Origin of the sequence: Bacillus badius NBRC 15713, from assembly GCF_001591605.1 — a bacterium.
GTDB classification, from domain to species: domain Bacteria; phylum Bacillota; class Bacilli; order Bacillales; family Domibacillaceae; genus Pseudobacillus; species Pseudobacillus badius.
In genome coordinates, this window is record NZ_BCVF01000019.1 from 29,800 (window position 1) to 44,948 (window position 15,149).

The window sequence follows — 15,149 nt, forward strand, 5'->3', positions numbered from 1 at the left end:
CCTTAATGAATATTATTTACATAATCTGGAACGGTGGTAATGTGATGGGATTTAACCGTCAGCTCTTTCCCATCTACCTTTGCCTTGGCTACAACCGTGGCACTCCCGACATTTTCCTGAACAAACTCCCTTTCTTCATTTACACCTTCCACACTAGGTGTATACAAGCCATCGGCAGCAATTTTCCCAATATAAGGACGGTCGTCTCTCCCCTCTGCTCCTTCAGGATACGGCAGGAGCGACCATTCTGCCGGCACGGGGCCGAGCTTTAAATCATCTTCCGTTTCCTTTTTTCCGTCCTTGCCATGGCTATACGCATAAGCTACATATTGAATACTCATTTTATCCATCGGACCAGCGCCGCCCATCCGCGACACACCGTAAGATGGTTCGATTTTTAAATAATCCGCCTGATCATAAACAGTAAACTTTCCATGAACAGCCGCTTGGCCTCCGTTGATCACAAACATGTGGGACTCCGCCTTTTTGTCCACTTTGACCTCAGCTGTCAGCTGCTCGTCAGAAACGGCTGTTAACTTGGTCAGCTCTACCCCTTTCGGCAAGTTCAAATCTTTCTCTTCCAGCTTGTTTAAATTCATGCCATAAAACGTAACTTTATTCACTGATCCTTTTCGCCAAGCCCGGGGCTCAGAATGGATAATTTCCGGATTTTCCGTTTGAACTTTATAATAGGTTTCTTCTCCGCTGATGCCCAAGTCTTCTTTATAGGACCAGTCGCCTTTAATTAAATTTTCACTCGTTACATTATAAAAACCATTGATCTTATGGTCATTTTGCTTATAATGCGAACGAAGCATATAGCCCGTATAGATTTTCATATCGCCGTTCAGTTGCTTTGTTTCTTGCCCTGTTAGAAACTTAACGGATTTTTTCTCGCTGTATCGGTCATCCGCTTTCGTGAATTCACTTTCCCCGAGATAAAAGCCTTTTGTTCCTTGAAAACCAACTACCTTCCATTTGCCGCTGACATCATATTCATTGCCTTTCCATTGATCCCATACCTTCGATTCCACCCCGTAATTTTTTGCTAAATACTCGATCGCTTTATCTGCTTCCTGCGGCCAATCCATGTGGCGATGGTTTAAATAAATAGAAGGGTATGAAACAAGGTGAAAGTCTTTCAAGTTTTTCCATTCTTCTTCTGTGCGCCTTTGGGCTTCAAATCGGCCGGCAGCATGGCAATTAATACAGCTTTGGGCAACGCTTTCATTTTTTGGATCTGGTTCTGCATAAGATGGTTTATTGGCCAGCCAATACTGGACCTTTTCCGCTTCTTCAGGAGCAAGCCCTCTTTCCCGGCTTAAATCAGTAATCAATTGTTCCCGCTCTTCATCCGTGATCGTTAGCCCATGAGTCCTTTCCATGCGGGCAATGGTTTGAGACCAGCCTTCTGGACTTTTTCTGACTGATTCAATTCTTTCCAGCTTCCCCCCCTGATCAACCGCATGACAGCCCATGCAGCTCTTTTCCACCTGCTGGCTGACATGAACAGCCGATGTTGCCTTTTCGTTTGTTTCAGTTGACGGATTTTCTGCACAGGCACTCACTATCAATGCCACTCCTACAGCGGCTGCCACAGATAAAAACTTTTGTTTGATCATCGCATTTCTCCTTTTTATGGTTTTACATATTTTAATTTTCGCCAGTCATTGGCAGCCACTGGACATTCGTCTGCCCAGCTTCCATAGTTCGTTAAGCCGTCAGGCACTTGAGCCGCCCACCAGCAATCACCATAGCAGCCATAAATATCACGGTAATGAGGCTGGCAGACCCCTTCAAGCCCCATGCCTGAGAAATCTGTTTCCCATCCTGGATCGAAAAGACTAGTACATCCCATCGGCAGCAGCGCCAGTCCTTGCACCTCGGGCTCCTTTTCCAAATTAACCGTTTGCTCAATCATCTTTCCTTTCCAGTTCAACGGCTTTAAATGCTTCATGCTGTCCCTCCGCTCCTTTCTTAGTTAAAGCTTGTTCATGCCATTGTTTAAAAAACAATGCATCACCGCCTGGCGGGCATATAAAAACCCAAGGCAGACAAGTTTGATAATCAACTTGCAATTTCTATGCCATCTTATTTCATCGCTCATACCGGCGATTTTCGCTTCTTTCACCAGCAGAAGAGTTAACATTATTCACTAAAATAAACAAACTGTTCAAAATAATTTGAACAGTTTGTTTATTTTATCATCTATAGGAAATATTATATTTTTTTAAACGATTGTACAAAGTGCCCCGGGAAAAGCCTAGCAGCTGGGCGGCTTTCGTTAAGTTGAAATTTGTCCGCCTCAGCATATGGAGGATACAATCCCGTTCGTCTTGATCACCTTCCGGCTGACCTTCTGCTGGTTCACTGCAAGCTTCTGCCATCATTTGCTCATGAAAGGCATCCGGCAGATGAGAAGGCTCAATTACCTCATTCTCTGCGAATAATTGAGCATACTGAATGACATTTTTAAGTTCCCTGACATTTCCAGGCCAGTCATACTGCTGCAATAGTTGTTCTGTTTCCGGTGCCAGCATCACATTCGCCTGTTTCTCGTTCTGTTTGATAAAATAACTAGCTAACAAAGGGATATCTTCTTTTCTTTCACGCAAAGGCGGAATCATTAAATGGATAACATTTAACCGGTAATATAAGTCCTCTCTGAAGGTTCCTTCCTTGATCATTTGCTTTAAATCTCTATTTGTCGCTGCAATGACTCTGACATTGATTTTTTTTGGAGCGTACTCTCCAATCCTCATGACTTCCTGTTCTTGCAGCACTCTCAGCAGCATCGGCTGAACAGACAGCGGAACCTCGCCAATTTCATCAAGAAACAGGATGCCCCCGTCGGCTGCTTCAAACAGCCCCTTTTTCCCTTCTTTCAATCCCCCTGTAAATGAGCCAGGGCCATAACCAAACAGTTCACTTGCTGCCAGATCATGATTCAATGAGGAACAGTTAAAAGAAACGAACGGCTGATCACAGCGATCACTGAGACGGTGAATCATCCGGCTGAATACTTCCTTGCCGGTGCCGCTTTCTCCAGTTAACAGTACAGGTACGCTGCTCGGTGCGATTTTCTCTATTTTGCTGATAAAAAAGTTAAATTTATTTCCGCGGCCGATAACGCCATAGTGGTTATATTCTTTCTTAGGAGCTGCGGAGCTTTTCTCAAACAGATGATGTTGAGGAATTTGAACAATGATGCCAATCACACTGTTTTTGTGAAAAACAGGCAAAACTTTGCCGCGGGGATGGCCATGCAAAAACGGAATGGTTTGTTCTTCCCATTCCGGCTCGCCCGAACACTGCCATTTATGCATATATTCATGCCAATTAAACGGTGTTTTCCAAACATAGTGAAACGGCTCGGACAGGTGATTTTTCTCCATTAAGCTTCCTTGATCATCAATGGCCAATAACCAGTCGCTGCGGAGTCTGCGGCTATGTTCTAAAAATACCTCTTTTAACAAATTATTTTTTTCATAAATACGGACAAGCATATCCGCTTGAATCATTTCCGCTATCGCTTTTGTTAAAGGCAAACTGTGTTTGCGGAAATCCTCATCTTTACTTGATAAATCAAGCACTCCTATCACTTGCTTATCCACAGGATGCCAAATAGGAACTCCAGCACATGAAAATGCACTCCACGCCTCGCAATAATGCTCTGCCGTATGTATAGTCACAGCTTCTCGGGCAGCAAGGGCCGTGCCGATTGCATTCGTCCCTGCTATCGTTTCATCCCAATGACCGCCTGGATAAAAATTCACCTCACCCAACTGGTCATGCAGCTTGCCTTTCATGCGCACGCCAATCATTCTGCCGTCTTTATCAGCCAGACCAAGGGCGTAGCAATCATCAATCTCGTTTTTCATTCTGCTATAAGCGGCTGCAAACGACTGGTATAGTTCGCCTCTGCTTTTTATCAGCTGCAATTCCGTTTCCGTTAGCACGAGAGGCGCTTTAGAGAGGTCACGTGATATATTATTCTTCCGGCTTCTCTCCCACGATTCCATCACTAGTTCAGACATATTTTTCTTAACCAGTTGACCACGTTTTCCTATCATGATCGCTATCTCCCTTCCACCCTATATAGTGATAACCAAGCAGGATAGTTGTGATTGTGTCACAATTTCAGATTAAACTATTCTAAATATTAAGTCAATTCAACAGAGACTTTTACAGAGAAGATGGGCTTGATTTCCCATGTTCTCTCTGTGAAGGCCGGCAAGAAAAAAAGGGCCGTCTTAGTCAGATATGGACAGCCCTTTTCGCTCTATTCTGCTTTCTTTTAACCGAGCAGCCGCTGATAAAGCTTTTTTGCCTCTTCCGGATCCTTTGATCCATGTACCAGCATTCTGCCGTCCTGGAACAAGACAATTCTCTTTCCGGAAACAATCGCCGACAACAAAAAACCATTCATCTTTACTGAGGCGTCCCACTGCTTCAGCATAGCGGCAATCTCTGGCAAATTGAATGCCCTGTTGTTCGGCGGTCTTACTTGTACGGTATTTCTTCCGCATAATACCGCCGTTTTTGTTTGATTTTCTTCCGTTAAATACGGATAGACGGCTGTGTCGCTGCAGGATGGACAATCCGCCTTCTTTAAAGAGACTGTAGAAATAGATGAATATGTATTTTTCCACAAATCAACACCCACAAGCTCCCGGCGAATGTCCTCCCAGCGGCCCGCAAGTATTTTCAAAGCCTCTGCTCCTTGGAAAGCCGTTGTCATTTGAACAGCTGGCGCAATAATTCCTGCCGTGTCGCATGTCATCCCTTCTGCCGGCAGAACATCGAGCAAACAGGCGAGGCATGGAGTTTCTCCCGGCACAATCACACAGCTGACTCCCTGGCTGCCCACGCAAGCACCATATATCCAGGGCACCTGATATTTTTGAGACAGATCATTGATAATGAATCTTGTCTCAAAATTGTCCGTTCCATCAAGCAGCAGGTCTGGACATTTTTCATCCATAAGCGCAGAAAGCTCCTGCGGGCCTGCATCGGCTGTAATAGCCGATATGCTGACGTCGGAATTAATCTCCTGAAGCCTTTTTTTTGCCGCCTCCGCTTTAGGCAGGCTATCTCGCGCGTCCTGCTCATTATACAGCTGCTGGCGCTGGAGATTGGTCCAATCGACGTAATCCCGGTCAATGATAGTAAGCTGCCCAATGCCGGCCCTGACTAGCATTTCGGCCAGTGCGGAGCCAAGTGCACCGGCTCCGACAAGCAGAACATGTTTATTAGCGTAAGGATGCTCTTCCTTTAAAAATAGTTCCTGTCTCGAATAACGGCTGTTCATTGCCTTCTCCTCCTCAACCGCCTCCCACGAATTGAACAATTTCAATTCGGTCTCCTTCTTGAATAGTTGTCAAGCCAAGCCGTTCTTTCGGCACGATATGGCCGTTTATCTCTACAATAACCGCTTTTCCTTGCAAGGAATAAGAAGCCAGCAGCTCTTCAATAGTCAGCTCCTGCAAAGAAATTGGCGTCGATTTCCCATTAACCACAATGTGCATGTCGTTGATTTCCTCCTTTTTTATTGCTGTTTGATAGCTCGCGGCTGCAGCTGCCGGGTCCTTGCTCGCAAAGATCCCTGACATGACTGCTACGCCTTTTGCTCCGGCGGCCTTTACTTCCCTAATATGGTGCGGTTTAATGCCTCCGATAGCAATAACAGGCACGCGGGAAGCATAAGCTGCGGCCTGCAATGTCTCCAAGCCTCTTGGTTTCCTCCCAGGCTTTGATGCTGTGTCATAAATGTGGCCAAATAAGATCCAATCCGCCCTTTCTTCATTGGCATGAGCCACGGCAGCCGGCTCATGAACAGAGCAGCCTGCCGCCAGTTGTCTGAGAAATGGCCGAACCTGCTTTAACGGCACGCTGCTTTCCGTCAGCTGTACACCGCCGGCTCCGGCTGCAAGAGCAACATCCAGCCTGTCATTAACAATAATCTTTTCGGCCGGAACCCCCGCTTTCCTAAAGGCTTCCACCCAATACAACAGCTCTCTGGCGCTGCGCTGTTTTTCTCTTATGTGAATATAGTCAACAAATGAGTGAATGGCGGCGGCAGTGCTAGACGCCTGCGCCAGCTCGAGTGTCCCCGTTGTGATGGCGTGAAGCTGAAAAGTCATTCCATTCCTCCTCGTCCGCCAAAATGTCCCAATCTTTAAAAACCGGCTGATACCCAAGCTGCTTTAAGCGTTTTTTTACTTCCGCCACCGAACGAGTATCGGAAATTTCAAATTGGCTATTGTCTTCTTTCTTCGCCGCGTAGCCGCCAACAACTGTCGAAGAAGCAGCGGACATTTTTGTCACGCCCAATTTAATAAGGTGATCTCTAAGCTCTGCTTCCTCGCGTGTAGACAGTGTAATGCCTGCCCGGGGCATAAACAGGCGGACAGCAAGCATCGCTTGCACAAGATCTTTATCCTCCACAACAGCACGAGGCTCAAACCCTCCAAGATTCGGGCGAATACGAGGAAATGAAACGGCAATGTCCGTTTCTAAATATCTTTTTTGCAGGTATTGGGCATGCAGAGCAGTGAAAAACACTTCCTTCCGCCAGTTATCCATTCCGAGCAGCGCTCCAATGTTTACCGACCTCATGCCGGCCTGGCATCCCCGCTCTGGTGCATCCAAGCGGTAACGATAGTTTCTTTTTGGACCTTTTATATGAATTTCCTTATAAATTTCTTCATTATATACTTCTTGATAGACAGTAAGCCCATCCACTCCCGCCTGGAACAACTGGCGGTATTCCTCGGTATCAAGAGGCTGTACTTCAATGGAAATCGAGGAAGCATATTTTCTTAAGATATGGGCGCTTTCTGTAAGATAGGCAACAGATGAATGAATGCGCGATTCCCCCGTCAGCAGGATGACATGCTGAATCCCCATATCTTTCAACGCTTTTGCTTCTTGACTGATCTCCAAAGCGGTTAATTTTCTTCTTGGAAAGTCATTGTCAAAACTGAAACTGCAATATGCACACTTGTTCACACAGTAATCCGTTAAATAAAGCGGCGCATACAAGGAAATCACTTTTCCGAAATTCTGAATGGTCAGCTTTCGAGCTTTCTGGGCCATATCCTCCAGCCGCTCTGCAGCAGCCGGGGAAAGGAGCGCCAGTAAGTCATATTCGTCCGGTTCCGCTTGATTCAGTGCCCTGTCTACATCTTGAACCGTCATAGCAGCAAGGATTTCCTCATAGGGATGATGCTTGATTTTGTTGTACCTGTCATAAAAGCTCATAGAAACTCCTCCTTTTTACCGTAAAAACCCAGTGAGCGGAGACGAAGCAGCTGCCCGTTGCGACACCGGTCCGAGCCCTGCAAGATAAGCCTTTCTGCCGGCGGCTACAGCTAAACTGAATGCCTCTGCCATCCGCACCGGGTCGTCTGCTGTAGCAATAGCCGTATTTACGAGAACTGCATCCGCTCCCATCTCCATTGCTTCAGCCGCTTCTGACGGCTTGCCGATTCCGGCATCCACAATGACCGGCAGTGTTTTTTCTTCGATAAGTATGCGGATCATCTCTTTCATGCGGATGCCCCGGTTTGATCCGATCGGGGAACCAAGCGGCATGATGGCCGCAGCCCCGGCATCAGCCAGCTTTTTGGCTGCCATTAGGTCTGGATTCATGTAAGGAAGAACAACAAAGCCTTCATTAGCCAATATTGCGGTCGCCCGGATCGTTTCTTCATTGTCAGGAAGCAAATATTTCTGATCAGAAATAACTTCGATCTTAATCCAATCTCCCATCCCGGCGGCCCTTGCCAGCCTTGCAATGCGGACAGCTTCCTCCGCATTTCTTGCTCCGGATGTATTGGGCATAATCGTCATATTCTCTGGGATATCTGCTAAAATATTTTCATGGCCTGCCTCTAAATCCACTCTTCTTACTGCTACAGTTACCACTTGCGAGCCCGAGGCACTAAAGGCTTGTTTCATAACAGAGTGATCGGCAAACTTCCCCGTTCCTGTAAACAGCCGGCTTGACAACTTTTTTTGACCAATAATTAATTCATCCATTTAACATCCTCCTTTTTGCAATAGGCTCTGCCATTATCGACGATTGATTGGTTAATTGTTCACCTAAAAGGGCAAAAGCGGCGACTTCCACGGAAAGTGTCCGCCTGCAGTGAAACCGATAGACAAACCAACGATATTCTTTAACAGAGCCGTACAATAAAAAAAAGCCTGCCACAACGGCAGGCTTTTCTTTATGCATCATAAATAAAGACACGTAAATAAAGACAGCTTCCCTCCGTTGGTACTAACCAAATCAGGTTCAAGAGTTGGATGCATGCATCCTCTCAGCCGTAAAGGCACCCCTAGCTTACTTTTTCTATATTCAGTTTCCTCTAGTATACTCCTAATATTCTAAATTGTTAACCACTTTTTCAAAAAAAGAATTCCGCTTTTTTGCTTTATTTCGCTTCGGTCTTCGCCCCTACGCCAATCCGCTTCATTTCTCCCCAATCCTTCTTGCCGGCTAAAAACTGAAAAAAGCCTTCCAGCCTCCATTTAATCATGAGCGGCCGATACCAAAACGTTTCAGAAAGTGCAAAGAAAAACAGTCTGACGATGTCTCGCGGCTTCGGATATTTTCTCAAGCTCCATTCCTCTAAGAGCACTCCGCCCATCGATAACACCGATCCGTATAAGAACGACAAAGAGGCAATCAGGACGGTGATTTCAACACTGATAAACGAAAACAGCAAGCCGAACAGAATAAGCAAGTAACCAAGCAATTCGACAAAGACACCCATCAGCTCAATCAAAAAGAAATAAGCCATCGATAGCACACCAACCAGGCCATATTTAGGATTAAACAGCATATCCTTGTTATTCCAAATCACTTCGCAAAGTCCGCGGTGCCAGCGCTGGCGCTGTCTGCGCAAATAAAGGGGGGACTCTGGCGCTTCTGTCCAGCAAACAGGATCAGGAACATACAATATCTTTTTCTTCAATCCCCTATCTTTAATCATCCGGTGCAGGCGGACAACCAGATCCATATCTTCTCCAACTGTATCCGTTCGGTACCCGCCTATTCTGGTCACTGACTCTTTCTCAAACACACCGAAAGCACCGGAAATAATCAGCAACAGGTTATGACGGCTTAAGCCAATCCGGCCGATTAAAAACGCGCGCAAATACTCGATCACTTGCATAACCACCAACGGTTTTTTAGATAAACCGACCGTCATCACTTCCCCGCCTTCAATATGACAGCCATTCGCAATCCGCACGCTGCCGCCGACTGCAATAACCTCTCCGTCTGAATCAAGAACCGGCTTGATCACTTTCAAAAAGGCATTTCTCTCTAATACAGAATCTCCGTCGAGAGAACAAATGTACGGGTAATGGGATAAATTTATCCCAGCGTTCAAGGCATCGGCTTTTCCGCCATTTTTCTTGTCGATCATGTATACATTTTCATAAATCGTTGACCGGTAGATGCCGTTAATTTCAGCAACAGGTATTCTCGTACGTACAACAAAATTTATTTTTACCATTTGAAAGGCCTCAATCATCGTTTCGGCTGTTTTGTCTGTCGAACCATCATTGATAACAATCACTTCATATTCCGGATAGTAAATACTTAAAAGAGAGCGGACACTGTTATAAATCCCTGCCTCTTCATTATAGGCAGGCACAAGAATCGAGACCGGTTTTGTATCAAAAGAATCCAGCAAATCTTCTTCTGCCTCTTTTGAATTAAATCCATATTCGCTCCGCAGCTGCCTGGCTGAAATAAATAAAATGACGAGATAAAACAAAATGACAAAGGAGGTGTAGAAAATAAATAACCACGGCAAAAAGGTGAACAGACTGCTAATGAATTGAGTCATCCTATTCTCACTCCTTCACTCTCAAGCCACTGGGCAGCCATATCCTTTGCATACCGGTCATGATGGGTTTCAATAATATGCTGCAAAATCAGCGTGCCGTTTGCATATTGCTGCAGCGCTTCCCCTGCCGCATTGCGGACAAACCAGTTTTCATCTGCAATCAACTTCGTAAGCTGAGGCAGAAAACCGTCTTTTTTCGCTGCGCCTGCCAGCTTGGCGAACATCATTCTCTCCTGCCAGTACTGAGAATAGCTGAATGGATACACATCTGCTGAATCAGCCGTGTACCCGAACAAATAAAGCACTTTTAAGGCAGCAATTCTTAGCTCTAAATGCGGCTGCTTCAGCTGTTCTACTACAAAAGGAAGATAGCTGTACTCCTGTGTTTCTGCTACCCACTCAATGATTGCCTGCTTAAACACGTTGTTCAGCTTCTCATAATTCTCGATAAATCCTGCGTCATATGTATCGTTAAATCTTCTTAATACATCCTTATAAACAGCTTTCGAAAGCGGAGGATCAAGGCTGATTAAATCCCTGGCCAACGCGTTCGATTGCAAGGAAGCCAACACACGAATCGCTTCTGTCCGTTCGGCCTCTGTTCGCAGAGCGTTTTCGGCAAGCGCCAGCCACAAATGATGCGAAAAGGAAGACATATAAAAATTTTCAATGCGGTAAAGCACATTCATTCGTGTGCTCCACCTTCCTTTCGCCAGCCGCCGATGATACTCCTCTTTCAGCCACTCCTCAGCAAGAAGTGTAATCGTCTCTCCTGCCATTTCTCCCTTTAGGATACTTGCAGCCTCCTCCAGCAATTCTTCTAATGCCTGAATGCTCAATGGATCATTATTTAGCCATCTGTTATGGATCTCCTCTTCCGTTCCTAACAAATAAGCAAATAAATCCGGACGCAAGTAATCTTTTATTTGTTCCACTCTCTCTGTTCTTTTATTTGTTATCACTTTTTGAACAATCAAAAAAACAAGCAAGAAAAGCAGAATGCCTAGGAGGATCAAATTGATATATATAATGACTTTCATCGTATCGCTCACATTTTTTCACCCGCTTTACCATTTGCCTGGCAGCTCATTTTCTTCTACTTCCTTTATTCCACGAATAAAAAACGATAAACTGATCGTGCCTCTTCGATTCTACCAAAGTTGTGAAAATAAAAATAGATGTCTATAGAAGCGAATGTTTTGTTCTATTCATCCTGCATGCAAATAAGCATAGGGCAGCCGAAGCTGCCCTATGCTTATTTTTCTTCCTGCGGTTTCCGTTCCCAGCAATCCGCCGTACCGACTCCTTCGATGGAATCAGCATAAAACACCGGTTCTTTGCCGGCTTTTCGCTGCTGCTGATAATCTTTTAAAGCAGCCACAGCAATTTTATAAAGCATGGTAATGGCCACTAAGTTGATCAGCGCCATAATCGCCATGAAAAGATCGGCCATATCCCACACAAGGCTGATTTTGGCAACTGAGCCAAAATATACCATGCCGAGTACAGCTAAACGATACACAAACAAGGCAGCGGGAGAGTTTTTAATAAACTCAATATTCGTCTCCCCGTAATAATAGTTTCCAATCACAGAGCTGAAGGCGAAAAGGAAAATAGCAACTGCTAAGAAGATAGATGCCCAATCACCGATATGCACAGAAAGAGCAGACTGTGTTAGGTTAATAGAAGAAGCGTCTGCCCTTAAATATTCGCCTGACAGTAAAATAATAAAAGCAGTAGCTGAACACACGACAATCGTATCAACAAACACGCCAAGTGTCTGAATCAAACCTTGTTTGACAGGGTGGCTGACAGCAGCGGCAGCGGCAGCGTTAGGAGCAGAACCCATCCCTGCTTCATTAGAGAACAAACCGCGTTTAATTCCGTTCATCACAGCCGCACCAAGCGTCCCGCCCAATGCCTCTTCTATACCGAAGGCATTTTTGATGATAAGCATAAACATTGCCGGAATTTCAGTAATATTCATAATTAACACAACAAGAGCGACAAGAATGTAGATAATAGCCATAACAGGGACAAGCACTTGTGTCACGTGAGCGATGCGTTTAAGTCCCCCAAAAATAATTAACGCTGTCAAGATACATAGAACTAGACCGACAACAGGCTTTGAAACATGAAAGCTTTCATTCATTGCGATTGAAATGGTGTTAGACTGAACAGAATTGAAGACGAGGCCAAAGCAAAAAGTAATTGTAATGGCAAAAATAATCCCCATCCATCTTTTATTCAAGCCTCTTTCCATGTAGTAAGCCGGTCCGCCGCGAAAGCCGGTTTCATCCTTTACTTTATAAATCTGGGCGAGTGTGCTTTCTACAAAACTGGAGGCCGCACCGATAAAAGCAATCAGCCACATCCAGAAAACAGCACCTGGTCCGCCGGCTGCAATCGCTGTCGCTACACCAGCAAGGTTGCCGGTGCCAATTCTGGAAGCTGCACTGACGGTAAACGCCTGGAACGAAGAAATTCCTGCCTTTCCTTTAGTGGAGATGGTCGACTTTTCAAAGATCACCCGAAACATTTCCCCAAATAAACGAAATTGCACAAACCTGGTTCCGAATGAAAAGAGTAGACCCAGTCCAATTAATAAAGCGATCATTACATTCGTATACAAAAAGTCATTTATTTTCAGTATGTAATGATCAATCATTTCCATCCAATCCATAAAACGCATCCCTTCTTAAAGTGAAATGGTAAAAGTTAATCTATTTCAATCTATCAAAAGATAGCTATCCAATCAACCGGCATAATGATCATTCCGCTCTTCTTTTTTAGCAAAAACGGGCACAAGGAGCGGCACACAGCCGAAAAATCGACTGATAAGCCGCCCCTTGTCAGGATTCCTCTGATTCGATCTTTTTCCAAACAGCTATGACTTTTCCGCTCTCATTCTCATCTAAAACGAATGAGCCGTTCGAATAGCGGTCACTCTTCTTTAGAGCGGAGAAATCAAATGGGTCGGATAGGCCCTTTTCTGTTTGCAACACAAACTGTGCTTCTTGTTCTATCAATTTCAGTCCCGCCACACGATGCGGATTCCCTTTTAACTCCCGAAGCATTACCACGCCTCTCGAGGCGCGTGAAAGCGGTTCAAACTCTCTTGAGCTCATTTTCTTAACAGCGCCCCGCTGAGTGACGAGCAGCAAATCCCGTTCTTCGTTCGCTTCCCACACCTCCGCGCTGACTACAGTGTCGTCTTCTTTTAAATTGATTCCTTTGACTCCCGCTGCACGCGGGCCAACAAGGCTCGCCTCTTCCTCGGCAAACAAAAGCCCGTAACCGAAATAAGTCGCCAAGAACACCTGCTTGCTGCCGGTGGTGAGATGTACGTCAATCACCTCATCATCGCCTTTTAGCTTAATGGCGGTTAACGGCCTTGAGTAGCGCTGCACTTTATAAGCAGCCAGCTCAGTTCGCTTTACCATGCCGTTTTTCGTCACAAACAATAAATAAAGAGGGGCTTGAAAATCTTTCACAGTAAAAACACTTATAATCGATTCATCTTTTTCAAGAGCAACAAGACTCGCCACATGCTGCCCCAGGTCTTTCCAACGAATATCAGGCAGTTCATGGACCGGCAAGTATAAATAGCTCCCCTTGCTCGTAAAGACAAGCAAAACATCGGTTGTATGAACCTCTTCCTTAAAGAGCAGACGATCCGTCTCCTTCATCGCCAAATCTTTCCCGCCGGATGCCGAATAGGAACGCAGGCTGGTCCGTTTAATATAGCCGTCTTTTGTCACTGTAACAATGACCTCTTCATTCGGAATGAGCACTTCAAGGTTCACTTTGATTTCTTCAATTTGCTCTTCGATCACGGTCCGCCGCGTGTCGTTATATTTCTTTCGCACATCTTTCAGTTCTTTTTTAATGACACCTGTCAGCTTTTTCTCACTTGCCAGAATAGCGGTGAGCTGCTCGATTTCTGCCAACAATTCTTGGGCTTCCTTTTGGAGGGCAGTGATATCTGTATTCGTCAGCCGGTATAACTGCAAGCTGACAATCGCTTCTGCCTGCGCCTCTGTAAACTCAAAGGCTGCCATCAAATTATTCTTGGCATCGCGCTTATCCTTCGATGCCCGAATGGCCGCAATCACTTCATCAAGGATGGATAAAGCCTTAATCAAGCCGTCTACAATATGCTGGCGGGCCCGCGCCTTCGCCAATTCATATTCAGAACGCTTTGTAACCACTTCTTTTTGGTGGCTTATGTACGCATCAAGCAGTTCAGGCAGTCCCATCAGCACCGGACGCTGATTATGGATGGCCACCATATTAAAGTTATAACTGATTTGCAAGTCACTCGCTTTGTATAAATAATTTAAAATGCCTTGGGCGTCGCCATCTTTTTTCAGCTCAATGACGATGCGGAGCCCTGTGCGGTCTGTTTCATCCCTTACTTCGGCTATCCCTTCTACTTTGCGGTCCAGACGGAAATCGTCTATTTTTTTCACCAGGTTTGCTTTATTGACATCATAAGGAATTTCGGTGATGACGATTTGTTTTTTTCCGCCGCGAATATCTTCAATCTCGGCTTTTCCGCGTACAATGATTTTGCCTTTTCCTGTTTTGTACGCTTTCTCAATTCCTTCAATTCCTTGAATAATGCCGCCGGTCGGAAAATCAGGCCCTTTGATCACCGTCATCAGCTCCTCGACCGTGCAGCCAGGGTGCTCCATTCTCATAATCGCTGCATCAATCACTTCGCCGAGCTGGTGCGGCGGAATTTCAGTTGCATATCCGGCGGATATCCCGGTAGAACCATTGACTAATAAGTTAGGGAAGCGCGCCGGCAAAACGGTCGGCTCCTCTGTTGTATCATCAAAGTTCGGAATAAAATCAACTGTGCGCTTATCAATATCTTTCAATAATTCGCCGGAAATAGCAGAAAGCCTTGCTTCCGTGTAACGCATGGCAGCCGGCGGATCGCCGTCCACGGAACCGTTATTTCCATGCATCTCAACGAGCAGCTGCCGAAGCTTCCATTCCTGGCTCATCCGCACCATCGCGTCATATACAGACGTATCGCCGTGCGGGTGAAAGTTCCCGATGACGTTCCCTACTGTTTTTGCGGATTTACGAAAGCCTTTTTCGTGGGTGTTCCCCTCTGTATGCATCGCATATAAAATCCGGCGCTGTACAGGCTTCAAGCCATCACGGGCATCGGGAAGCGCCCGCTCTTGAATAATATATTTACTGTAACGCCCAAAACGGTCTCCAAGCACCTCTTCAAGCGGTAAATCCTGAAATACTTCTTTTTGCATC

Annotated in this window: 12 protein-coding genes and 1 riboswitch; all 12 genes read right to left on the reverse strand. The window is 45.5% G+C overall.

The features are described 5' to 3' along the window. Window positions 1-2: 2 nt before the first annotated feature. Window positions 3-1,622 carry a quinohemoprotein amine dehydrogenase subunit alpha gene (gene peaA, locus BBA02S_RS10995; RefSeq protein WP_041100979.1) on the reverse strand — a complete coding sequence of 540 codons (1,620 nt, stop codon included), beginning with the start codon at window positions 1,620-1,622 and terminating at the stop codon, window positions 3-5. 14 nt (window positions 1,623-1,636) lie between these two features. After that, window positions 1,637-1,957, reverse strand: a complete 321-nt coding sequence (gene qhpC, locus BBA02S_RS11000) for a quinohemoprotein amine dehydrogenase subunit gamma (protein WP_041100977.1) — start codon at window positions 1,955-1,957, stop codon at window positions 1,637-1,639. A 247-nt stretch (window positions 1,958-2,204) separates the two neighbouring features. Beyond that, complete coding sequence (locus tag BBA02S_RS11005; RefSeq protein WP_041100975.1) at window positions 2,205-4,073, reverse strand: sigma-54-dependent Fis family transcriptional regulator; 1,869 nt, start codon at window positions 4,071-4,073, stop codon at window positions 2,205-2,207. A 224-nt stretch (window positions 4,074-4,297) separates the two neighbouring features. Then, a complete protein-coding gene (locus BBA02S_RS11010) occupies window positions 4,298-5,311 on the reverse strand; it encodes a ThiF family adenylyltransferase (RefSeq protein WP_041114290.1) in 1,014 nt (337 codons plus the stop codon). A 13-nt stretch (window positions 5,312-5,324) separates the two neighbouring features. Further along, a complete protein-coding gene (gene thiS, locus BBA02S_RS11015; protein WP_063440975.1) occupies window positions 5,325-6,143 on the reverse strand; it encodes a sulfur carrier protein ThiS in 819 nt (272 codons plus the stop codon). After that, window positions 6,085-7,263: a 2-iminoacetate synthase ThiH gene (gene thiH / locus BBA02S_RS11020; RefSeq protein WP_063440973.1), complete on the reverse strand. Its 1,179-nt coding sequence runs from the start codon at window positions 7,261-7,263 to the stop codon at window positions 6,085-6,087. The genes thiS and thiH overlap by 59 nt, the downstream gene beginning before the upstream one ends. A gap of 15 nt (window positions 7,264-7,278) precedes the next feature. After that, window positions 7,279-8,043 (reverse strand): thiazole synthase, encoded by a 765-nt coding sequence (locus tag BBA02S_RS11025; protein ID WP_041100968.1) that lies wholly within the window; start codon window positions 8,041-8,043, stop codon window positions 7,279-7,281. Further along, window positions 8,036-8,245 (reverse strand): hypothetical protein, encoded by a 210-nt coding sequence (locus tag BBA02S_RS20665; protein ID WP_041100967.1) that lies wholly within the window; start codon window positions 8,243-8,245, stop codon window positions 8,036-8,038. Before BBA02S_RS20665 ends, BBA02S_RS11025 begins: the two co-directional genes overlap by 8 nt. Window positions 8,246-8,256: 11 nt before the next feature. Next, a riboswitch (TPP riboswitch) is annotated at window positions 8,257-8,357 on the reverse strand. 84 nt (window positions 8,358-8,441) lie between these two features. Continuing rightward, window positions 8,442-9,866 carry a glycosyltransferase family 2 protein gene (locus BBA02S_RS11030; protein ID WP_052475314.1) on the reverse strand — a complete coding sequence of 475 codons (1,425 nt, stop codon included), beginning with the start codon at window positions 9,864-9,866 and terminating at the stop codon, window positions 8,442-8,444. Next, window positions 9,863-10,918, reverse strand: a complete 1,056-nt coding sequence (locus BBA02S_RS11035) for a HEAT repeat domain-containing protein (RefSeq protein ID WP_041100965.1) — start codon at window positions 10,916-10,918, stop codon at window positions 9,863-9,865. Before BBA02S_RS11035 ends, BBA02S_RS11030 begins: the two co-directional genes overlap by 4 nt. A gap of 203 nt (window positions 10,919-11,121) precedes the next feature. Then, complete coding sequence (locus tag BBA02S_RS11040) at window positions 11,122-12,549, reverse strand: alanine/glycine:cation symporter family protein (RefSeq protein WP_370670954.1); 1,428 nt, start codon at window positions 12,547-12,549, stop codon at window positions 11,122-11,124. A gap of 169 nt (window positions 12,550-12,718) precedes the next feature. Beyond that, a complete protein-coding gene (gene parC, locus BBA02S_RS11045; protein ID WP_041114289.1) occupies window positions 12,719-15,148 on the reverse strand; it encodes a DNA topoisomerase IV subunit A in 2,430 nt (809 codons plus the stop codon). Between the last annotated feature and the right edge of the window lies 1 nt (window position 15,149).